The 21582-nt window shown below is 74.3% G+C and carries 20 protein-coding genes; 15 read left to right on the top strand and 5 right to left on the bottom strand.

The features are described 5' to 3' along the window. Positions 1-62: 62 nt before the first annotated feature. From tal to ACQP1N_RS19265, 9 genes are all read left to right on the top strand, one after another. The gene (tal, locus tag ACQP1N_RS19225; RefSeq protein WP_433225709.1) at positions 63-1178 is read left to right on the top strand and encodes a transaldolase; all 1116 of its coding nucleotides are present in this window, start codon (positions 63-65) and stop codon (positions 1176-1178) included. Continuing rightward, entirely contained in the window at positions 1175-2830 is a 1656-nt protein-coding gene (locus tag ACQP1N_RS19230; protein WP_433225711.1) for a glucose-6-phosphate isomerase, read from the top strand. Before tal ends, ACQP1N_RS19230 begins: the two co-directional genes overlap by 4 nt. A 137-nt stretch (positions 2831-2967) precedes the next feature. Next, positions 2968-4650, top strand: coding sequence for a phosphoheptose isomerase (locus tag ACQP1N_RS19235; RefSeq protein ID WP_067795963.1), 1683 nt, complete (start codon positions 2968-2970; stop codon positions 4648-4650). Then, on the top strand, positions 4647-6239 hold the full coding sequence (locus ACQP1N_RS19240; protein WP_433225713.1) for a glucose-6-phosphate isomerase: 1593 nt from the start codon (positions 4647-4649) through the stop codon (positions 6237-6239). Before ACQP1N_RS19235 ends, ACQP1N_RS19240 begins: the two co-directional genes overlap by 4 nt. 97 nt (positions 6240-6336) lie before the next feature. Beyond that, the gene (gene zwf / locus ACQP1N_RS19245; RefSeq protein ID WP_067796308.1) at positions 6337-7863 is read left to right on the top strand and encodes a glucose-6-phosphate dehydrogenase; all 1527 of its coding nucleotides are present in this window, start codon (positions 6337-6339) and stop codon (positions 7861-7863) included. Between the two features lie 18 nt (positions 7864-7881). Next, positions 7882-8841, top strand: coding sequence for a glucose-6-phosphate dehydrogenase assembly protein OpcA (locus ACQP1N_RS19250; RefSeq protein ID WP_067796311.1), 960 nt, complete (start codon positions 7882-7884; stop codon positions 8839-8841). After that, the gene (gene pgl, locus ACQP1N_RS19255; RefSeq protein WP_433225715.1) at positions 8838-9617 is read left to right on the top strand and encodes a 6-phosphogluconolactonase; all 780 of its coding nucleotides are present in this window, start codon (positions 8838-8840) and stop codon (positions 9615-9617) included. The genes ACQP1N_RS19250 and pgl overlap by 4 nt, the downstream gene beginning before the upstream one ends. 170 nt (positions 9618-9787) lie before the next feature. Continuing rightward, positions 9788-10984: an Ig-like domain-containing protein gene (locus tag ACQP1N_RS19260; RefSeq protein WP_433225717.1), complete on the top strand. Its 1197-nt coding sequence runs from the start codon at positions 9788-9790 to the stop codon at positions 10982-10984. A 43-nt stretch (positions 10985-11027) separates the two neighbouring features. Beyond that, on the top strand, positions 11028-11372 hold the full coding sequence (locus tag ACQP1N_RS19265; RefSeq protein WP_067796320.1) for a cupin domain-containing protein: 345 nt from the start codon (positions 11028-11030) through the stop codon (positions 11370-11372). A gap of 133 nt (positions 11373-11505) precedes the next feature. Here ACQP1N_RS19265 and ACQP1N_RS19270 read toward each other — a convergent pair whose 3' ends face one another. Further along, positions 11506-12138, bottom strand: coding sequence for a helix-turn-helix transcriptional regulator (locus ACQP1N_RS19270; RefSeq protein WP_067796323.1), 633 nt, complete (start codon positions 12136-12138; stop codon positions 11506-11508). 5 nt (positions 12139-12143) lie between these two features. Beyond that, on the bottom strand, positions 12144-12467 hold the full coding sequence (gene fdxA, locus ACQP1N_RS19275) for a ferredoxin (RefSeq protein WP_067796326.1): 324 nt from the start codon (positions 12465-12467) through the stop codon (positions 12144-12146). Between the two features lie 164 nt (positions 12468-12631). Between fdxA and ACQP1N_RS19280 the strand changes: the two genes are divergently transcribed. From ACQP1N_RS19280 to ACQP1N_RS19290, 3 genes are read left to right on the top strand one after another with little or no spacing between them, the layout of a single operon-like run. Beyond that, the gene (locus ACQP1N_RS19280; protein WP_433225720.1) at positions 12632-13810 is read left to right on the top strand and encodes a sensor histidine kinase; all 1179 of its coding nucleotides are present in this window, start codon (positions 12632-12634) and stop codon (positions 13808-13810) included. A gap of 5 nt (positions 13811-13815) precedes the next feature. Next, complete coding sequence (locus ACQP1N_RS19285; protein WP_433225722.1) at positions 13816-14244, top strand: pyridoxamine 5'-phosphate oxidase family protein; 429 nt, start codon at positions 13816-13818, stop codon at positions 14242-14244. Between the two features lie 20 nt (positions 14245-14264). Next, positions 14265-14930: a response regulator transcription factor gene (locus ACQP1N_RS19290; protein WP_067796335.1), complete on the top strand. Its 666-nt coding sequence runs from the start codon at positions 14265-14267 to the stop codon at positions 14928-14930. Here ACQP1N_RS19290 and ACQP1N_RS19295 read toward each other — a convergent pair. Further along, complete coding sequence (locus ACQP1N_RS19295; RefSeq protein WP_433225725.1) at positions 14927-16417, bottom strand: MDR family MFS transporter; 1491 nt, start codon at positions 16415-16417, stop codon at positions 14927-14929. The two genes, ACQP1N_RS19290 and ACQP1N_RS19295, sit on opposite strands and share 4 nt — an antisense overlap. Positions 16418-16500: 83 nt before the next feature. Between ACQP1N_RS19295 and ACQP1N_RS19300 the strand changes: the two genes are divergently transcribed. After that, positions 16501-16956 carry a MarR family winged helix-turn-helix transcriptional regulator gene (locus ACQP1N_RS19300; protein WP_067796341.1) on the top strand — a complete coding sequence of 152 codons (456 nt, stop codon included), beginning with the start codon at positions 16501-16503 and terminating at the stop codon, positions 16954-16956. Positions 16957-17050: 94 nt separating this feature from the next. On the opposite strand, the gene ACQP1N_RS19305 is transcribed toward ACQP1N_RS19300, so the two are convergent. Next, positions 17051-18433, bottom strand: a complete 1383-nt coding sequence (locus ACQP1N_RS19305; RefSeq protein ID WP_433225727.1) for a PLP-dependent aminotransferase family protein — start codon at positions 18431-18433, stop codon at positions 17051-17053. Between the two features lie 47 nt (positions 18434-18480). Here ACQP1N_RS19305 and ACQP1N_RS19310 point away from each other — a divergent pair, with 47 nt between their 5' ends. Both ACQP1N_RS19310 and ACQP1N_RS19315 read left to right on the top strand, forming a co-directional pair. Then, positions 18481-19209, top strand: coding sequence for a phosphodiesterase (locus ACQP1N_RS19310; protein WP_433225729.1), 729 nt, complete (start codon positions 18481-18483; stop codon positions 19207-19209). A 100-nt stretch (positions 19210-19309) separates the two neighbouring features. Continuing rightward, positions 19310-20071 (top strand): aspartate/glutamate racemase family protein, encoded by a 762-nt coding sequence (locus tag ACQP1N_RS19315; RefSeq protein ID WP_433225731.1) that lies wholly within the window; start codon positions 19310-19312, stop codon positions 20069-20071. 28 nt (positions 20072-20099) lie between these two features. Here ACQP1N_RS19315 and ACQP1N_RS19320 read toward each other — a convergent pair whose 3' ends face one another. Further along, positions 20100-21533 (bottom strand): NAD(P)/FAD-dependent oxidoreductase, encoded by a 1434-nt coding sequence (locus tag ACQP1N_RS19320; RefSeq protein WP_433225733.1) that lies wholly within the window; start codon positions 21531-21533, stop codon positions 20100-20102. Positions 21534-21582 lie beyond the last annotated feature (49 nt).

Below are 21582 nucleotides of genomic sequence, written 5' to 3' on the forward strand. Positions count from 1 at the left end.
CCCGCGCCGGGCCCCGCCGCCGTCCCCGGCCCCCGGCCAACTCGATGACGAGGAGAAGAGCGATGAGCGACATCTTGAAGCGGCTCTCGGACGAGGGCGTGTCGATCTGGCTGGACGACATCAGCCGGGAGCGGCTGCGCACGGGCGACCTCGAGGAGCTCGTCAAGGACAGGCACGTCGTCGGCGTCACCTCCAACCCGACGATCTTCGCCAAGGCGCTGAGCAAGGGCACCGCGTACGACGACCAGGTCCGGGACCTGGCGGTGCGCGGCGTGGACGTCGAGGAGGCGTCTCGCGCGATCACGACCTACGACATCCGGTGGGGCTGCGACGTGCTGCGCCCGGTGTACGACCGGACGGGCGGCGTGGACGGCCGCGTGTCCATCGAGGTCGACCCGCGGCTGGCCGGCGACACGGCGAGGACGATCGCCGAGGCGCGGGCGCTGTGGTGGCTGGTGGACCGGCCGAACCTGCTCATCAAGATCCCGGCGACGAAGGAGGGCCTGCCCGCGATCACGGCGGCGCTCGCCGAGGGCATCAGCGTGAACGTGACGCTGATCTTCTCGCTGGAGCGCTACGGCGAGGTCATCGACGCGTTCTTCGCCGGCCTGGAGCAGGCGCGGCGGAACGGGCACGACCTGTCGAGGATCGCGTCGGTGGCGTCGTTCTTCGTCAGCCGGGTGGACACCGAGATCGACAAGCGGCTCGACAAGATCGGCTCGGACGGGGCGAAGCGGCTGCGCTCGAAGGCGGGCCTCGCCAACGCACGGCTCGCGTACGCGCTGTACGAGGAGAAGTCCGACACCGCCCGGTGGAAGGCGCTCAAGGACGCCGGTGCCCGTCCCCAGCGGCCGCTGTGGGCCTCGACTGGGGTGAAGGACCCGGACCTCAAGGACACGCTGTACGTGGACGAGCTGGTCGCACCGGGCACGGTCAACACGATGCCGGAGGCGACGATGATGGCCGTTGCCGACCACGGCCAGGTGCGCGGCGACACCGTCCGCGGCGCCTATGACGACGCCCGCGCGCACATGGCGGCGCTCAAGGAGGTGGGCGTCGACTACGACGACGTCGTGCGCGTCCTGGAGGAGGAGGGCGTGGAGAAGTTCGCGGTCTCCTGGAAGGAACTGCTCGACTCCATCACCGGCGAACTGGAGTCCAAGAGGGCCGGCACGTGACCTCGGTGGTGACCGCCGGCGGGATCTCGGTCACCATCCGCGGCGCGGTCGTCGACGACGGCGAGACGGTGCTGGAGCGTCTCGTCTCCGACGGCGTGCCGGGCTCGCTCACGTCCCGGAACTCCAAGCTGTGGGGGCCGGACGCGGCGCCGCTCGCCGCCCGCCGGCTCGGCTGGCTGGACCTGCCGGAGACCTCGCGGTCGCTGCGGGACCGGCTGGCCGGCCCGGCGGGCGCGGCCCGCGACGCCGGTCTCGACCGGATCGTGCTGGCCGCCTCGGGGGGCACGGCACCGGCCGCCGAGGCGATGTGCCGCACGGCGGGCGCCGAGCTGATCGTCCTCGACACCACCGACCCGCACGAGGTCGCGGGCGTCCTGGCCGGTGATCTGGCTCGGACGCTCGTGGTCGTGGTGGGCGGAAGCGTTGAGGCCGAGTCGCTGCGCCGCGTGTTCGGGCACGCGTTCCGCGAGGCCGGGCTGAGCGGCGCCGACCTCGCGCGCCGCTTCGTCGTCGTGGCCGAGGAGGGCTCCGGCCTCGCGCGGGCGGCGCGGGAGGCCGGTCATCATCTCGTCCCGGCCGAGCCCGATGTGGACGACCGGTTCGGCGCGCTCGGCGCCCGGGGGCTGGTGCCCGCGGCGCTCGCGGGCGTGGAGGTGGACGCCCTGCTGGACGAGGCGTCCCGGTTCGCGGGGGTGTTCCGGCAGCCCTACGACAATCCGGCGCTGGCGCTGGGCGCGGCGCTGAGCTCGTCGGCGCTCGTCGGCCACGACAAGCTGGTGATCGTGGACCACGGCTCGGGCCTGGACGGCTTCGCTGGCTGGGCGGAGCAACTGGTCGCCGGCGCGCTGGGCAAGGACGGCAGGGGCCTGCTGCCGGTCGTGGTGGAGAACGCCGATGCCCCCGGCTTCGAGCCGGCCGACGACCTGCGTCGGGTCATCCTGGGCAGCCGCCCGGACGAGCCGGGCCCCGGCCGGGAGGCGGGGGTGAACGTCGCGGGCCCGCTCGGCGCGCAGTTCCCGCTGTGGGAGTACGCGGTCGCGGTGGCGGCCCGGGTGATCGGCGTGCACCCGTTCGACGAGCCGGACGCCCGCACGTCGCGGGAGGGCACGGCCGCGCTGCTGCGGGCGGAGGAGGGCACCGCCCCCGCGGTGGTGCGGCGTTCGCCGGAGCTGGTCGAGGGAGCGGTCGAGGTGCACGCTCCGCGGGACGCGCTGCGCGGCGCGCGGACGCTGGCCGGGGTGCTGGAGACGATCCTCGCCGACGTCCCGGACGGCGGCTACCTCGCGGTGCTGGCCTACCTGGATCGTTCCGGGGATGCGGCGGCGAGCGGGCTGCGCCCGCTGCTGGCCACGCGGGGCGGCAAGCTGCGCCGGCATCCGGCCCCGGTCACGTTCGGGTGGGGTCCGCGCTACCTGCACACGACCGGCCAGTACCACAAGGGCGGCCCGCCGAACGGGGCGTTCCTGCTGATCACCGGCGCGGTCACGACCGACGTACCGGTGCCGGGGCGGCACTACAGCCTGGGTGAGCTGCAGCTCGCGCAGGCGTTCGGCGACCTGCGGGCGCTGCGGTCGCTCGGGCGGCCGGCCGTGCGGCTGCATCTGCGCGACCGCGCCGAGGGCCTCGCGCAGCTCGCGGCGGCGCTCGGCTGAGCGGCGCCCGGGGCGGCGCCCGGGCCGGTGCCCGGACGCAGGGCGACCGGACGAGTTCAGCATGCGACCACAAAGATCGATGGAGATGGTCGCGGATGCCCTTTCTCTCCTGAAACGATGGGGGGCGGGAGGGAACGGTGTCCGGATTCGACGTATTGACGCGTGGGGACGTGCTGGACGCGGCACTGCAGGCGAGGGACTACCTGGTGAGCTGCGGGGTCCCCGGGGCGCTGGCCGCCAAGGACCCGCGGCTGTGGGGGCGGCGCGCGGTCGACCACGGCCGGCTCGGCTGGCTCGATCTGCCGTTCGCCTCCCGCGGGCTGCTGAACCAGGTGGGCGGCCTGGTCTCCGAGGCGCGCTACTCGGGTCTCGACCACATCGTGCTGATCGGCGTCGGGGCGGAGGGCCTCGCCGCCCAGGCGATCACGGAGGCGCATGCGCCCGCCCTCACCGGCTCGGGCGGCGGCCCCGATCATGCGGCGGGCGGGCTGACCGTACTGGACGGCGGCGACACCGCCGCGCTGGCGTTCGCGATGGAGCGCCTGGACCGGACGCTCGTCGTCCTGGCGAGCAAGGCGGGCGTGTCCCTGGAGGGCGACGCCTACCGCCGGATCTTCGCGGAGGCGTTCCGTGAGCGGGGCCTGTCGGACCGGGAGATCGCGAGCCGGTTCCTGGTCATCACCGACCACGGGAGCCCGCTGCACGACTTCGCCCGGCAGTGCGGCTACCGGATCGGCCTCACCGACCCCTATCTGCCGGGTCACTACGGCGCCCTGTCGGCGTACGGGCTCGTCCCGGCGGTGCTGGCGGGCGCGGACGCCGAGCGGCTGCTGGACGAGGCGGCGTCGCTGGTCCCGTCGCTGGCCAAGGACGAGGACAATCCGGGGCTGCTGCTCGGCGCGGTCATCGGCGGCTGCGCGCAGCAGGGGCCGGGCGGTCTCGCCCGCGACAAGGTGCTGCTGCGCGAGCCCGGCGGGCCGGGTGCGCTGAGCGCGTGGATCTCCCAGCTGCTCGCGGTCGGCACCGGCAAGCGGGGCCGCGGCGTGGTGGCGTTCGAGCCGCCCGGCGGGCGCGGCGACTTCCCGGACGTGCACGGCGTGTCGATCAACCCGCGGTCGGCGGCGCAGGATGATTCCGACACCTCGGTGTGGGCGCCGCTCGGCGCCCAGTTCCTGCTGTGGGAGTACGCGACGGCGGTCGCCGGGTGGCTGCTCGGCGTGAACCCGTTCGAGGCGGGCAGCACGGTCGTCCAGGAGGCCGAGGACGACGCGGCGACGCTGCTGCGCACGGCGGACACGGGCTCGCTGACGGCGGAGCGGCCGGTGTACGTCGAGGACGGCATCGAGGTGCACGCCGACTTCCCGTGGCCGCCCGGCGCCGAACTGCGGACCGTTCTCGGCGGGCTGGTCGCCTCGGTCCCCTCCGATGGGTATCTGTCGGTCATGACGTACCTGTCGGGCGACTTCTCCGGGCAGTACCTCGCGCCGTCGCTCGCCCGCGCCTCGGGGCGTCCCGTCGCCTACGGGCCGGGGCCCGGCTACCCGCACGCGACCGGCCCGGTGCACAAGGACGGCCCCGGCAACGGCGCGTTCCTCATCATCACCGGAGACCCTGCGCCGGGCGACGCGCTCGCCGCGCATCCCGTCCCGGGCCGCCCCTACAGCCTGGCGCAGCTGCGGCTGGCACGCGCCCTCGGCGAGCTGCGGGCGCTGCGCGAACGCCGGCTGCCGGTGATCCGGCTGCACCTGCGCGACCCGATCGAGGGCGCGGGCAAACTGACCGAGGCGGTCCGCGCGGTGGCGGGGGCGCGCAGGCCGTGACCTTCACCGCCGTCGTCTCGGGGGAGACGGCCGTCACCGCCCGCGGCCCGCTCAGGCAGGCCGCGGAGCGGGTTCTCGGCCGGCTGTGGATCGACCAGGTCCCGGTCCGGCTCGCCTCCGAGGACTCCTCGCTGTGGCCGTCCGCCGCCACCGCCGGGGTGGCGGGCCGCCCGCTGTGCTGGCCGGGGCAGCCCGGACCGGGCCGCGCGGTGCTGGACCGGGCCGAGGAGCTGCGGGCGCGGGCCCGCGCGGACGGGCTGACCGAGGTCGCGCTGCTGGGCGGCGGCGCCCCGGCCCGCGCCGCCGCGCTGATCGCCGCCGCGGGCGGTACGCCGCTCACCGTCCTGGACGGCCTTGAGCCGGGCCCGCTGCTGCGCGTCCGCGACGACCGGGACGCGCTCACCCGCACCGTGGCCGTCGTCACCGGCGACGACCCGGGCGGCGAGACGCTCCGCCAGGTGCTCGCCGCGATGTTGCGGGACGCGGGCCTGTCCCCCGCCGAGATCGCCCGGCGGTTCGTCACCGTCGCCGAGCCGCGTGCGGCGGCGGCCAAGCACGCGGCCGAGGCGGGGCACCCGCTGGTGGAGGCGCCGGCCGCCACCGCGTTCGGCGCCCTGTCGCCCTACGCGCTCGTGCCGGCCGCGCTCGCCGGCGCCGACGTCCGGGCGCTGCTGAGCGGCGCGGCCGCGGTGCTGCCCTCGCTGACCCGGCCGGAGAACAACCCGGGTCTCGTCCTCGGCGCCATCCTCGGCGGGGCGGCCCGCGCCGGCCGGCGGACGGTGATCCTCGGCGGCTACGCGGCGGCGCTGCCCGGCATCGGCCACTGGGCGGCGGCGCTGCTGGAGGAGACGGCCCGCGGCGCGCTGATCCCGGTCGTCCAGGAGGGCGGGTTTCCGCTGGCGCCCGCGGACGACCTGTTCCTGGTGACGTTCGGCGGCCGGCCGCACCAGGACGACGCCACCGTGGCCGGGCCGCTCGCCGCCCAGCTCGTCGTGTGGGAGTACGCCGCCGCCGTCGCGGCCTACCTGCTGGAGACGGACCCGCTCGAACCGGCCGCCCGTCCCGCCCCGATGACGCTGGACGACGGGACGGGCGAGCCGCTGTTCACCGACGGCGACCACGGCCGGGCCGTCGAGGCGCACACCACCATGCCGTCGCTGCTGGGCGCGTCCGGCCTGCCGGCGCTGCTGGACCTGCTGACCGCCGGGATCGGGCCGGGCGAGCATCTGGAGATCGTCGCCTACCTGGATCCGGACGAGACCCGCGGCCAGGGCGCGCAGGTGCGCCGGCTGGCCGCGCTGCTCGCCGCGCGCTGCGGCCGGCCGGTGCGGATCGGCTGGGGCGCCCGGCCGCCCGCGGCGCGAAACGCCCGGGCCGGCGCAGGCGTGTACCTGCTGGTGACCGGGACCGTCGTCCGCGACGCGCCGGTCCCGGGCCGGCATCACCGGCTGGGCATGCTGCAGCTCGCGCGGGCGCTCGGAGACGCCCGCGACGCGCGCGCGGCGGGCCGCCCGGTGGTGCGGCTGCATCTGCAGGACCGCCGGGCGGGGCTCGCCCGGCTGCTCGACGCGGCCGGCGCGGACCGATGAGCGCCTATATCCGGAATCGGGGCCCCGTGGGACGAGTTGGGGGCAGGATGCTTGGAGCAGTAGAACGAGAAGGCGCAGTGCTACCAGAGGGGGCCATGTGACCAACCCAGCCAATCCGCTTCGCGACCCGCGGGACAAGCGGCTGCCGCGGGTGGCCGGGCCGTGCGTGCTCGTGTTGTTCGGGGTCACCGGGGACCTGTCCCGCAAGAAGCTGCTCCCGGCGATCTACGACCTGGCGAACCGGGGGCTGCTGCCGCCGGGCTTCTCCCTGGTGGGCTTCGCGCGGCGCGACTGGGAGAACGAGGACTTCCGGCAGATCGCCTACGAATCGGTCAAGGCGCACGCGCGCACCCCGTTCCGCGAGGACGTGTGGACGCACCTGTCGGAGGGCATGCACTTCGTTCCCGGCGAGTTCTCCGACCCGGACGCGTTCGACGCGCTGTCGATGGCGGTCAAGGAGCTGGACGAGAGCCGCGGCACGGGCGGCAACTACGCGTTCTACCTGTCGATCCCCCCGAAGTTCTTCCCGCAGGTCGTGGAGCAGCTGCAGCGCAGCGGGCTCGCCGACCGCAGGGAGGGGGCCTGGCGCCGGGTCGTGATCGAAAAGCCGTTCGGCCGCGACCTGAAGACGGCGGTGGAGCTGAACGACACCGTGCACCGCGTCTTCCCCGAGGAGTCGATCTTCCGGATCGACCACTATCTCGGCAAGGAGACGGTGCAGAACATCCTCGCGCTGCGGTTCGCGAACACGATGTTCGAGCCGATCTGGAACCGCTCGTTCGTCGACCATGTGCAGATCACGATGGCCGAGGACATCGGGATCGGCGGCCGGGCCGGCTACTACGACGGCATCGGCGCCGCCCGCGACGTCATCCAGAACCATCTGCTGCAGCTGCTGGCGCTGACCGCGATGGAGGAGCCGACCTCGTTCAGCGCGGAGGCCGTCCGCGCCGAGAAGGCCAAGATCCTCTCGGCGGTGCGGGTGCCCGGCGCCCTGGCCGAGTCGACCGCGCGCGGACAGTACGCGGCGGGCTGGCAGGGCGGCGTGAACGTCCGGGGGTACCTGGAGGAGGACGGCATCCCGGCCGACTCGCGCACCGAGACCTACGCGGCGGTCAAGCTGGAGATCGAGAACCGCCGCTGGGCGGGCGTGCCGTTCTACCTGCGCACCGGCAAGCGGCTGAGCCGCCGGGTGACGGAGGTGGCGATGGTGTTCCAGCAGGCGCCGCACCTGCCGTTCTCGCACACCGACACCGAGGAGCTGGGGCAGAACGCGCTGGTGATGCGGGTGCAGCCGGACGAGGGCATCACGGTCCGGTTCGGCTCGAAGGTACCGGGCACCTCGATGGAGATCCGCGACGTCAACATGGACTTCGCCTACGGCGAGTCGTTCACCGAGTCGTCCCCCGAGGCGTACGAGCGGCTGCTGCTGGACGTGCTGATCGGCGACCCGCCGCTGTTCCCCCGGCAGGAGGAGGTCGAGCTGTCCTGGAAGATCCTCGACCCGATCGAGGAGTACTGGGCGAGCCGGGGCGGTCTCGACCAGTACAGGTCCGGCGGCTACGGGCCCGCCGGCGCCGACGAGCTCATGGCGCGGGACGGGCGCGCCTGGCGGCGGCTCTAAACGAACAGGGGCTCCTAGATGAACATCGATCTCACCGGAACGACGACCCGCAAGATCCAGGACGCGCTGACGCAGTCCCGGCATCTGATGGGCGGCCCGGCCGTCGGCATGGTCCTCACGCTGATCATCGTGACCGACGAGTCGGCGCAGTACGACGCGGTCCGCGCCGCGACGGAGGCGGCGCGCGAGCATCCCTGCCGGGTGCTGACCGTCATCTCCCGCGACCCGCGCGGCGGCTCGTCGCGGCTGGACGCCGAGATCCGGATGGGCGAGACCGGCCCGGGCGAGACCGTGCTGCTGCGCATGTACGGGCCGCTCGCCGAGCACGCCGACTCGGTGGTCGTCCCGCTGCTGATGCCGGACACGCCGGTGGTGACGTGGTGGCCGGGCGGCAAGGTGCCGAAGGTGCCCGCCGAGGACCCGCTGGGCGCGCTGGCGCAGCGCCGGGTGACCGACGCCTACGCGGCCCCCGACCGGCTCGGCACCCTCGCGCAGCTCGCGCGGGGCTACCGGCCGGGCGACACCGACTTCGCCTGGACGCGGCTGACGTCGTGGCGGTCGCTGCTGGCCGCCGCGCTCGACCAGGACCACGAGGAGATCGTGTCCGGCGAGGTGGCGGCCGAGCCGGACAGCCCGAGCGCGGAGCTGCTGGCGGCGTGGCTGTCGATCCGGCTCGGCGTGCCGATCGGGCGGGCGGTCTCCGAGGGGCCGGGGCTCACCGGCGTCCGGCTGACGACGACGGGCGGTGACATCATGGTCCACCGTCCGGACGGGCGGGTCGCGACGCTGTGCCGGCCGGGCCAGCCCGACCGGCAGGTGTCGCTGCTGCGGCGCCCGATGGCCGAGCTGCTGGCCGAGGAGCTGCGCCGGCTCGACCCCGACGAGGTCTACCACGACGCCGCCGCCCGGTTCGCCAAGGACCTCGCGGGCGGGACGGGGTCCCCGGAGGCGCCGTACGACACGGTCGGGGACGCGTGAGCGCCCCGGCGGTCCTGGTCCACCGCGACCGGGACCTGCTCGCCGAGGCCGCCGCCGCGCGGCTGGTGACCCGGATCGCCGACGCCCAGGCGGCGCGCGGCTCGGCGTCGGTCGTGCTGACCGGCGGCGGCGTCGGCACGGCGGTGCTGGCCGCGCTCGCCGCCACCGGGGCGCGCGACGCGATCGACTGGGGCCGCCTGGACGTGTGGTGGGGCGACGAGCGGTTCCGCCCCGCCGGAGACGCCGAGCGCAACGAGACCGGGGCGCGGGCGGCGCTGCTCGACCACGTCCCGGTCGACCCGGCACGGGTGCACCCGATGCCCGCGTCGGACGGCCCGGACGGCGACGACGTGGACGCCGCGGCGGCGCGGTACGCGGCCGAACTGCGCGCGGCCTGCTCGGGTGACGGCCCGGGTGACGGCCCGGTGCCGCCGTTCGACGTGCTGATGCTGGGCGTGGGGCCGGACGCGCATGTGGCGTCGCTGTTCCCGGGCATGCCGGGGCCGCGCGACGAGCGTCCGGTCGTGGCGGTGCGGGACTCCCCCAAACCGCCGCCGACCCGGATCTCGCTGACGTTCCCGTCGCTGCGCGCCGCGCGGGAGGTGTGGGTGCTGGCGTCCGGCGAGTCGAAGGCGGAGGCCGTCCGGCTCGGGCTGGCGCCGGCCGCGGACCCGGCCCGGGTTCCGGTCGCGGGGGCCCGCGGCCGGGAGCGGACCCTGTTCCTGCTGGACCGGGCCGCCGCCGCCGAACTCCCGCCGGCTGGGGAACATCCCTGACGGCCGTCCGGTTCCGGGAGCGAAACAGGCCGTTCACCGGAGAAAACACGAATGGTGCCGTTCGTCACGCATGTCACGCGTTGAACCGTGCATACCCTGACCACAGGCAACTGTTGACCGAGGGTTGACCCGCAGTGCGGGCCGAACGGGCGAGCGTGAGGAGATCTCAGGTGCTCAAGGGCCGGACCGGGACGGCGAGCGCGGCGATCGCGGGGGCGGTGATCATCGCCGTCGCGGGCTGCTCGTCCGGTGGTGACGGCGGCAAGGGCGGGGGCGCCGGGGGCGGGGACGCGGTGAAGCTGACGATCACGCCCGCGACCGGCACGAAACAGGCCGCCCCCGACACGCCCGTCACCGTCACCGCGGACAACGGCAGGCTGACCGGCGTGACCCTCACCTACGGTACGAAGAACGCGAAGGCCGAGGGCGGGTTCGCGGCGGACGGGAAGTCGTGGAAGTCGTCGTGGACGCTGCGTCCGTCCACGACGTACACGGTCACCGCGAAAGGCAGCGGCGGCGGCAAGGAGGTCACCGCGACCTCCACGTTCACGACGCTGACACCGGCGAAGAAGCTGGAGTCCGGCATGTCGCCGCTGGACGGCGAGACCGTCGGCGTCGGCATGCCGGTGCAGTTGCTGCTGTCCCGCCCGGTGACCACGAAGGCCGGGAAGGCCGCGGTGGAGAAGGCCCTTGAAGTCCGCATGTCCAAGCCGGTCGAGGGCGCGTGGTACTGGATCAGCGACAAGGAGGTCGACTTCCGGCCCCGCGAGTACTGGCCGTCCGGGCAGAAGGTGAAGGTCATCGCGCACCTGGCGGGCCTGAAGGCCGGCGATGGCATGTACGGGATGAAGGACCGCACCACGAGCTTCACCGTCGGCCCGCGGCACATCACCACCATCGACGCCAAGAAGCACCGCGCGACGGTGACCGACGGCGGCAGGACCGTGCGGACGCTGAAGGTCAGCCTCGGCAAGCCGGGCCACGACAGCTACAGCGGAACGATGATCGCGCAGGAGAAGGCGGCGCACATCATCATGGACTCGGCGACCACCGGCGACCCCGGCGAGTACCGGATCCCGACGAAGTGGAACGTTCGCCTCACCTACAGCGGCACGTTCGTCCACTCGGCACCGTGGTCGACGGACGCGCAGGGCAACGACAACGTCAGCCACGGCTGCGTGAACGCCTCGCCGTCGGACGCCAAGTGGTTCTACGACTTCACCAACCGGGGCGACATCGTCGAGGTGACCGGCACGTCGCGCAAGCTGCAGTTCGGCAACGGGCCGACGCCGTGGGCGAAGTCGTGGGACGGCTGGCTGGCGGGCAGCGCCACCGGCAGGCCGGTGACGGGCCTGCCGCTCAAGTGACCCCTGCCGGGCGCGCGGGGAGATCGCTGGCACACTGGATGCCATGCAGAAGCTCTCGCTGGACGCACGGGTACGAGACCACCTGAAGCGGGCCGCGGCCGGCTCGGCCGGCCGCAGCGCCGACACCGTCTACGGCGGGCACGAGCACGTCCTGCGCCAGACGCTCGTGGCCCTGACGGCGGGCACGTCGCTGGCGGAGCACGAGAACCCGGGCGAGGCGACGATCCTCGTCCTGCACGGGCGGGTCCGGCTGGTGGCCGGCGAGAACTCCTGGGACGGAATGTCCGGCGACCTGCTGATCATCCCGGACTCGCGGCACAGCCTGGAGGCGGTGGAGGACGCCGCCGTCCTGCTCACCGTCGCCAAGACCAAGACCAAGACCGGCTGACCGGCGTCACAGCGCGGCGAGGACGCCGATGCCGAGCGCGAGCGGCACCGCGGCCGGGACGGTGGTGAGCACGGCGGCGGCCGTCGCCGCCGCCGTCGCGTTCATCTCTCGTCTCGCCTTTCGTGCGCGGGGGTCAGCGGCGGCGCAGGTGCGCCAGGCAGGCGCCGGGTTCGGCGAAGGGCTCCAGCCGGTCGGCCTCGACGGGCGCGTCCAGTTCCCGCAGGGCGCCCTGCATGAGGCCGAGGTGGACGTCGCAGACCAGCGGCCCGTACTCCTCGGCCAGTTCCAGGAACGGGCAGTGCCGCAGCCGGATGACGTCGCCCTCGGGCCGCGGCGCGAAGTCGAGGTCGTCCAGCAGGGCGGTGAGCCGGTCGGCCGCCTCCTCGCCGGTCACGCGCTGGAACGGCGGCGGCCGGTCGACGAGGTAGCGGCCCCATTCGCGGCCCGCCTGCGCGGCGTTCTCGCGGGCGGCCGGCCCGTCCGACGCCAGCCGGCTGAGCAGGATCTGGGCGAGCAGCCGGTAGCCGCGGGTGCCGCCGCGGTCCATGCCGGGGCGCGGGGTGTAGACGGTGCGGGGACGTCCGGGGCCGGAGGGCTGCTCGGTGGTCCGCTCGACCGTGCCGTCGGCGACCAGGGCGTCCAGATGGAAGCGCGCGGTGTTGGCGTGGACGTCGAGCCGGTCGGCGACCTCGGCGACACCGAGCGGGGTGCCGGCGTCGCGCAGGACGTCGAGGACCTCGCGGCGGCGGGAACGTTCGGCCGGCATGCCGCTCACCCCTCCCCCATCGGCGGAAGGGCCGCGACCAGCGGCGGGTCGCGGTCGAGGACGCCGAGCCTGCCGGCCCCGCCCGGCGAGCCGAGGTCGTCGAAGAATTCGGCGTTGACCTGGGTGTAGGCCTTCCACTGGTCCGGCAGGTCGTCCTCGTAGTAGATCGCCTCGACCGGGCACACCGGCTCGCATGCGCCGCAGTCGACGCATTCGTCCGGATGGATGTACAGGGCGCGTGCCCCCTCGTAGATGCAGTCGACGGGGCACTCGTCGACGCACGCGCGGTCCTTGACGTCCACGCACGGTTCTGCGATCACATAGGTCACAGTGCGCTCCTCACGACGTTTTCACTAATACTACTGTATTAATGGTGCGAAACAGGGCCGGGCTCTCTGCGGCACCGCTCCGGCGGCCGGGCCGCCGACCAAAGTCGGTCGTCCCCCGACCTGCGGCCACTGCCCGGGGCGGGCGGCGTGGCTACCGTTGGCGCGTGGACCTCTTCCGGCGATCATGGCGCGACCGGCTCGGTGACGCGGGCCTGACCGCCGCCGCGGCCGCGCTCGGCGTGCTGCTGCTGATGGGCACGAAGGAGGACCTTCCTCCCGGCGAGACGATCGCGGTTCCGCGGGATCTGGCGATCGGCACGGTCACCTGCGTCTTCCTCCTGCTGTTGCGGCGCCGGTATCCGGTGGGCTTCGCGGTGACGATGGTGTTCGCGCAGTGGACCGCGACGATGGCGCTCGGCACGGCCGCGATCGCGATGTACTCCCTGGCGATGCTGCGTCCCTGGCGGACGACCCTGCCGATCGCGGGCGCGAACCTGGCGCTGATCACCACGCTGTTCTGGATGACCTCCCCCTGGCACCAGTTCCGTCAGGGCATCGTCACCTTCGCCCTGATGTACGCGGTGCTGATCACGGTGGGGATGCTGGTCCGGTCCCGGCGGCAGCTCATCGCCTCGCTGGAGGAGCGGGCGCGGGCCGCCGAGACCGAGCAGCGGCTGCGGGTCGAGGAGGCGCGGCTGCTGGAGCGCGAGCGGATCGCCCGGGAGATGCACGACGTCCTCGCGCACCGCATCTCACTGCTGGCCGTGCACGCGGGGGCGCTGGAGTTCCGCCCGGACGCGCCGCCCGAGCAGCGCGAGGCCGCCGGAGTCATCCGGCAGAGCGCCTACGAGGCGATGGAGGACCTGCGCGACGTCATCGGCGTGCTGCGGGACGACTCCGCCGGCGGCGCCCCCGAGCGCCCGCAGCCGACGCTCGCGGACGTGCCCGGCCTCGTCCGCGAGTCGCGGCGCGCCGGGACCCGCATCACCCTGGAGGAGAACGTCCCCGACCCCGGCCTGGTGCCGTCGCGTGTCGGGCGGCACGCCTACCGGATCGTCCAGGAGGGGCTGACGAACGCCCGCAAGCACGCGCCGGGCGAGCCGGTCCGGGTGAGGCTGGACGCCGGGACCGGCCTGGACATCGAGATCGTCAACCCGCTGCCGCCCGGCCCGCCCGCGCTGCCGCCGCCCGTCTCCGGGGCGGGGCTGGTCGGGCTCGCCGAACGGGTCGCGCTGCTCGGCGGGACGCTGGAGCACGGCCGGACCGGCGACGGCCGGTTCCGGTTGCGCGCCCGGCTGCCGCTGGTGATCGCGCATGCCCGCGGGGGCGGGCGGGAAAGGTGATGTGCATGGCAGCGAACTCCTCTGACCGGCCCGTCCTGGAAGAACTCGACCGGGCCGAGTGCCTGCGCCTGATCTCCGGCGGCGGTGTCGGCCGCGTCGCGTTCGACGACGGGGAGGGGCCCACGGTCATCCCGGTGAACTACGCCGTCGACGGGGAGGCGGTGATCTTCCGGACGTCGGCGTCCGCGCGGCTGGGCCACAGCCTGCTGACGTCCGTGCCGGGCGGCGAGGTCAGGGCGGCGTTCCAGGTCGACCGGTTCGACGAGACCGGCCAGGTGGGCTGGAGCGTGCTGGTGCGCGGCGGCGCGCATCCCCTGTCGGACGAGGAGAAGACGACGGTGGCGAACGTCGAGCCGTGGCCCCGCGGCGACCGCGAGGCGTGGTTCCGGCTGGCGGCGCGGGAGGTCAGCGGACGCCGCCTGCGCAAGCCCTGACGGGCCCGTAGGGTGACCGGATGGACTCCCCTCCCATCCGCGTGCTGATCGTGGACGACGACGCGCTCGTCCGCGCCGGCCTGTCGATGATGCTGGCGAACGCCGGCGACCTGGCGGTGGTCGCGGACGTCGCCGACGGAGCCGAGGTCGTCGCCGCCGTCAACCAGCACCGGCCGGACGTCGTCCTGATGGACATCCGGATGCCCCGCCTGGACGGGCTCGCGGCGACCGAACTGCTGCGCGCCCGCCGCGAGCCGCCCGAGATCATCATCTTGACCACGTTCGACACCGACGACCACATCCTGCGCGCGATGCGGGCGGGTGCGAGCGGCTTCCTGCTGAAGCACACCCCGCCGCCGGAGATCGTCCGGGCGATCCGGCAGGTCGCGGCCGGGGAGCCGATGATGTCGCCGGCGGTGCTGCGCAAGATGATGTCCTACGTCGCCGAGCGGGGCGCCGACCCGCGCCGCGAGCGCGCCCGCAAGCTGCTGGACCGGCTGACCGAGGGCGAGCGGGCCGTGGCCGCCCTCGTCGGGCGGGGCCGGACCAACGGCGAGATCGGCGGGGAACTGTCGCTCAGCGTCGCGACCGTGAAGGCGTACGTGTCGCGGCTGCTGACGAAACTGGACCTGAACAACCGGGTGCAGATCGCGCTGCTCGTCCACGACGCCGCCCTCGACGACTAGCGTCCGCGGGGCGCCAGCGGGACGTCGCGCAGCAGCAGCGCCGCCGCGAGCCCCGCCGCGAGGAGGGGCAGCGCGGCGAGGAACAGTACGGAGAACGCGTCGGCGAAGGCCGCCGCGACGCCGTCCCGCACGGCCCCGGGCAGGGTGGCCAGGACCTCCGGGCGGACGGCGTCGGCGAACGGGGGGACCCGCCCGTACGGGACGCGCCGGCCGACCTCCGCCGCGAACCGGTGCGTCACGACGGCGCCGAAGACGGCCATCCCGGCGGCGGTGCCGAGCATCCGGGTCGCGAACACCCCCGAACTGGCCGCGCCTAGGTCCCCGCGTGCCGCGGCGTTCTGCGCGATCAGCATGACGACCTGCTGCGACAGCCCGGCCCCGAACCCGAGCACCGCCATGTAGACGCCGGCGGTGAGCAGGCCCGTGCGCTCGTCCATCGTCGCCAGCAGCGCGACGCCGGCCGCGCTGACCGCCATGCTCGCCGCCGGGAGCCGGTGGTAGCGGCCGGTGCGGTGGATGTACCGTCCGGCGGCCATCGAGGCGGCCACCAGCGCGGCCATCATCGGCAGCAGCAGCAGGCCGGACCTGGTCGCGTCCACTCCCCCGACGACCTGGAAGAACATCGGCAGGTACGTGGCCAGCCCGAACCCGGTGGCACCGCCCACGGCCGCGACGGCGCAGGCCACGCTGAACGACCGGTCGCGGAACAGCGCCGGCGGGATGATCGGCTCGGCGGCCGTCCGCTCGGCGAGGACCCACGCGGTGAACAGCACGGCCGCGCCCGCCGCCAGCATGAGCACGACCGGCGAGCCCCACGCATGCCGCGTCCCGGCCCAGGCGGTGAGCAGTGTGAAGCAGGTGATCGCCGCGCCGAGCAGGACGGTGCCGAGGTAGTCGATCCGTGGCCTGCCCTCCGGCTTGGGCAGGTGCAGGAACAGCACCGTCGTGACCGCCGCCGCGATGCCGAGCGGCAGGTTGACGTAGAACACCCACCGCCACGAGGCGTGGTCGGTGAGGAACCCGCCGATCAGCGGGCCCGCGACGCTGGACACCGCGAAGATCAGCGCCGCGTACCCCTGGTACCTGGCGCGCTCCCGCGGCTCGAACAGGTCGCCGGTCAGCGCGAACATCGAGCTCATCAGGCAGCCGGCGGCGGCTCCCTGCACCACCCGGAACACGATCAGCCAGGTCATCGTCGGCGCCGCCCCGCACGCCGCCGACCCGGCCAGGAACCCGGCGAGCCCGGTCAGCAGGACCGGCCGGCGCCCGAACAGGTCCCCCAGCCGTCCCGACAGGGGGACGGTGACGCTCGTCGCGAGCACATACGCCGTCGACACCCACGCGATCCGGTCGAGCCCGCCGAGGTCCCCGACGATCGTGGGCAGCGCGGTGCCGAGGACCGTCGCGTCCAGCGAGGACATGAGCCCGGCGAGCATCAGCCCGCCGAACACCACCAGCCGATGCCGCCGGCTCATCATCACGACCATGCGCGCACTCCATTCATATGCTTAAGACATATAGATGCTAAGAGCATGTAGTTGTGTTACGCAAGCCAACTAGACTGGCCGTCATGGGCGAGGAGGCGCTGGACTCGGTCGAGCGGAGCATGGTCAGGCTGCGCCGCGGCATGGCGCGGCAGCGGCTCGGCAAGACCGCGATCCGGGAGCACAACCTCCCCGTGGACGTGCAGGTCCTGCACGTCGTGGACGTGATCGACGAGGGGCCCGACGACCCCGGCGAGGAGATGAGCGTCGGCCTGGTCGCCGCCCGCCTCGGCGTGGACGCCTCACGCGGCAGCCGCGTCGTCGCCGAGGCCGTCAAGTCCGGTTACGTCCGCCGCGTCGCGTCCCAGGCGGACGGCCGCCGCATCCACCTCGAACTCACCGGCGCCGGCCGCCGCGTCGTCGAGGCCACCCGCCGCACCCGCCAGGAGCACTTCGCCAGGGCCATGAGCGACTGGACGGACGCCGAACGCGCCGAGTTCGCCCGCCTCCTGGCCCGCTTCGTCCACACCTACGAGGACTGACGGGCAGCCCCGGCGGCCCACCCCGCCGAGGTGGGAAGAGCTGGACTGCCCCGGTGAGCGCGTCCCGTCCGGCCGGGGCACTGCGGGCGGCGGGTCAGGCGAGGACGGCGCAGAGGGCGTCGAGGGCGGCCGGGTAGGTGGGGCCGAGCGGGGTGCTGTAGCCGACGATGAAGCCCCGGGGACGTCCAGCGGGGTCCTGCCAGTGGTCGCGCAGGGGCATGAGGGCGAGGTCGCGGGACGCGGCGCGCCGCATGATCTCGTCCTCGCCGGGGCCGTCCGGGGGGAGCAGGACGAGGGCGTGCAGGCCGGCCGCGATGCCCAGCACGCGGACATGCGGGACGCGGGCGCGCAGGGTCTCGACCAGGAGGTCGCGGCGGCGCCGATAGCGGAGCCGGGATGCGCGGACGTGCCGGTCGTAGGCGTGGGTGTCGATGAGGTCGGCGAGGACGAGCTGGGCGAGCGACTGCGTGTGGGCGTCGGCGAGCCGCTTGGCCTCGGCGAAGGGCTCCACCAGGTGCGCGGGGAGCACCAGCCAGGCGAGGCGCAGCGCCGGGCCGAGGGTCTTGGACGTCGTGCCGCCGTAGACGATGTGGTCGGGCGCCGTCCCCTGCAGGGCGCCGACGGGCTGCCGGTCGAAGCGGAATTCGCCGTCGTAGTCGTCCTCGATGAGGACTCCGCCGGTGTCACGCGCCCAGGTGGTGAAGGCGCGGCGGCGGTCCGGGGCGAGCGTCGCGCCGGCCGGGTACTGGTGCGCCGGGGTGAGCACGGCGATGCCGGCGCGGTCGAGCCCGCCCGGCCGCGCCCCCAGGTCGTCCACCGCCAACGGGACGATGTCCAGCCCCGCACGGCGGACGATCGCGCGGTGGAACGGGTGACCCGGCTCCTCCATCGCGACCGGTCCGGCGCCGGCGAGGACGGTGGCGAGCAGCCCGAGCGACTGCGCGTACCCGGACGTGATCACGATCCGCGCCGGGTCGGCGTGGGCGCCCCGGGCCCGCCCGAGATACCCGGCCAGCGCCTCGCGCAGTTCGGGACGGCCGCGCGGGTCACCGAGCGCATGCGCGCCGGGCGGCGCGGACGCCAGCACGCGGCGGGTCGAGCGCAGCCATGCGGACGAGGGGAACGTGCTGAGGTCGGGGCGTCCGGGCAGCAGGTCGTGCACGGGGGCTCCGGGCTCGCCCGGCTCGGCGGCGGGCGGCCGGGGAGAGCCCCGCGTGGCGGCTTCGGCGACCCGCGTGCCCGATCCGGGGATCGCCGTCAGGTAGCCCTCGGCGGTCAGCTGGTCGTAGGCGGCGGTGACGGTGCCGCGTGACAGGCCCAGGTGGCCCGCCAGGGCGCGGGTCGACGGGACGGGGGCGCCGGGGGCGATGCGGCCGGTCCCGATGGCGGCGCGGAGGGCGCGTTCGAGGCCCGCGCGGCGGCCCCCGGACGTGTCGAGATCCAGATGCAGATCGACACCGGCCCAATCTTTCGGCATGAAACCGGATCTTAAACTTGGTCCGGTCCGCTTCTAGATTCGCCGGCATGATCGTTCTCGCTCAGCTCAGCGACACTCACCTCGACGGCGGCGACCGCAGGGCCGGACGCGCGGCCCGGGTCATGGACCGCCTGAACGCCCTGCCGGTCGACGCCGTCCTGGTCACCGGGGACATCGCCGACCACGGCGAGCCCGCCGAGTACGAGCAGGCCCGCAAGGTGCTCACGTCCGGGCATCCGGTGCTGACCTGCCCCGGCAACCACGATGCCCGGCGTCCCTTCCGCGAGGTCCTGCTGGGCGAGCCGCCCGCGGACGGCCCGATCAACCGCCTTCACCGGGTGAAGGGCGCCGTGGTCGCGATGTGCGACTCCACCGTCCCCGGCGGGGACCACGGGTTCCTGGACGACACGACGATCGGCTGGCTGGACCGGCAACTGGCCGCCAACCCCGACGAACCCGCGTTCGTCTGCTTCCACCATCCGCCGGTGGAACTGCAGATCCCGTACGTGGACGCGATCAGGCAGTTCGGCGAGGAGCGGCTGGCGGCGGTCATCGCACGGCATCCGCAGGTCGTCGCCGTCCTGTGCGGGCACGCGCACACGGCGGCGGCCACGACGTTCGCGGGACGGCCCCTGCTCGTCGCGCCGGGCGTCGTCTCCACTCTCCGCCTGCCCTGGCAGGATGGGGACATCGCCGACCATGACGCTCCGCCGGGCCTGGCGTTCCATGTCCTGACCGGCGAGGGCCGCCTGAGCACGCACTTCCGCACCGTCTGAGCCCGCGCTGGACATGCTCCATCAGGAAGATCGCCGCCGTGCCGGGCGCAGAGCGTTCATGCCGATGAACGATTGTTCGCCACAACGGAGAGGATTGGACATGAGGCATCTCGGCATCCTCGCCCACAGCGCGGAAGGCGCCGCGCTCTGCTTCCGGACGTTCTGCCACGAGGGTTTTCGCGAGCTGGGTCCCGACGACCATCCCGATGTCACGCTCGACCTCATCGCGCTCGCACGGAGCATGCCCGCATGGGACGCCGGTGACCACGACTCGATCAGGGCGACGCTGGCCGAGAGCGTCCGGCGGCTGGCGGCGGCGGGCGCGGACTTCTTCGTCTGCCCCGACAACACCGCGCACATGGCGCTCGAACGTCCGGGCGACGACCTGCCGCTCCCCGGCCTGCACATCGCGCGGGTCGTCGCGGACCGGGCCGCCCGCGACGGCCGGACCCGCGTCGGCGTGCTCGGCACCCGCTACACCATGGACGGCCCCGTCTACCCGCGCGAGCTGGCCGCACGCGGCATCGCCGCCGAGGTCCCGGAGGCCGCCGACCGGGAGATCGTCAACAAGATCATCTTCACCGAGCTGGTCAACGGCGTCTTCACCGGGGACGCGCGCCGCGAGTACGTGCGGATCATCGGCCGGCTGGCCGAGCGCGGCTGCGACGCCGTCGCGCTGGTGTGCACCGAGATCCCGCTGCTGATCACCCCGGACGTCTCGCCGCTGCCCACCCTCGACTCCACCCGCCTGCTGGCCCGCGCCGCCTTCGACGTGGCCGTGGGCCGCCGCCCCCTCCCCGCCTGGCGCGGCGGCCCCGCCGCCATCTCCCGAGACGCCATCTCCCGAGACGCCATCTCCTGAGACGCCCGGCCGGCGGCGAAACGGGCCGTCAGTGGCCGGTGATCCGGTCGGCGACGCGCGCCAGCGGGGACGTGCCCGCCGATGCCGAGGCCGTCTCGCGGGCGTCGGCGGCCCGGTAGAGGGCGTACATCGCATGGACGCCGAGCCACCGCAGCGGCTCGGGCTCCCAGCGGCGGACGCGGCGCCCCACCCACGGCAGCGCGGTCAGCGGCGTGTCGTCCCGCAGGACGAGGTCGCGGAGGGTGCGGCCGGCCAGGTTGGCGGCGGCGACGCCGTGCCCGGTGTAGCCGCCCGCGTGGCCGAGCCCGGTCTCGTGGTCGAGGACGGCGGTCGAGCACCAGTCGCGGGGCACGCCGAGCACGCCCGACCAGGCGTGCTCGACGCGGACCTCGTCGGCGACGGACGGGAACATCCCGGTCAGCATCGTCCAGAGGGCGTCGATCGTGGCGGGTTCGGTGCGTCCGCCGTCGTCGATGCGGGAGCCGTAGCGGTAGGGGCGGCCCCGGCCGCCGAACGCGATCCGGCCGTCGGCGGTGCGCTGCGCGTACATGTAGTAGTGGGCCATGTCGCCGAGCAGTTCGCGGCGCTCCCAGCCGATCTCCTTCCAGGCCACGGCGGGCAGCGGCGTCGTGACGATCATGGAGCTGTTCATCGGGAGCCAGTCGCGGCGATGCCCCGGCAGGCCGGCGGTGAAGCCCTCGGTGGCGCGCAGCACGTACTCGGCGGTGACGGTTCCGTACGGCGTGACGGCCGAGGCCGCGCCGCCGCGCCGCGGGCTGACGCGGATCACCGGCGTCCCCTCGTAGATCTCCACGCCGAGCCCCCTGACCACCGATGCGAGGCCGCGGGCGAGCGCGGCGGGCTGGACGCGGGCGCAGTGCGGGCTCCACGCCGCCCCGGTCGCGCCCTCGACCCGGAGCCGGTCGTCGCGTTCGGCGGCGGGCAGCGGGATGAGATCGTCGTCCGTCCAGCCCCAACTGCGGGCCTCGTCGACCATGGCGGCGAGCCGGGCGCGCTGGGCGGCGTTGCGGGCGACGTGCAGCACGCCGCCCTTCACCAGGTCGGCGTCGATGCCCTCCGCGACGGCGACCCGGACGATCTCGTCCACCGCCCCGAACATGGCGCGCTGCAACGCGATCGCGGCCGGACGGCCGTGCCGGGCGGCGTAGCGCTCCCGGGACCCGGCGATCTCCCCCAGCACCCAGCCGCCGTTGCGGCCGGACGCGCCGAACCCCGCGAACTCGCGTTCCAGCACGACGATCCGCAGGTCGGGGCGGGCGCGCTTGAGGTAGTAGGCGGTCCAGAGGCCGGTGTATCCGGCGCCGACGACGCAGACGTCGGCCGTGCGCGGGCCGGGGAGCCGCGGGCCGGGCGCGGGTCGTCCGGCCGCCCGGTACCAGAAGGACACGCCGCCGTTGGCGAAGCCGGGGGCGAGGGGCGCCCGGCCAGACGAGGAGCTCATGCGCCCATCCTGCTGTATTCCGCAGCAAAATCAACAGGAGGCAACGGAT

The organism is Actinomadura formosensis (assembly GCF_050948385.1).
GTDB classification, from domain to species: domain Bacteria; phylum Actinomycetota; class Actinomycetes; order Streptosporangiales; family Streptosporangiaceae; genus Spirillospora; species Spirillospora formosensis.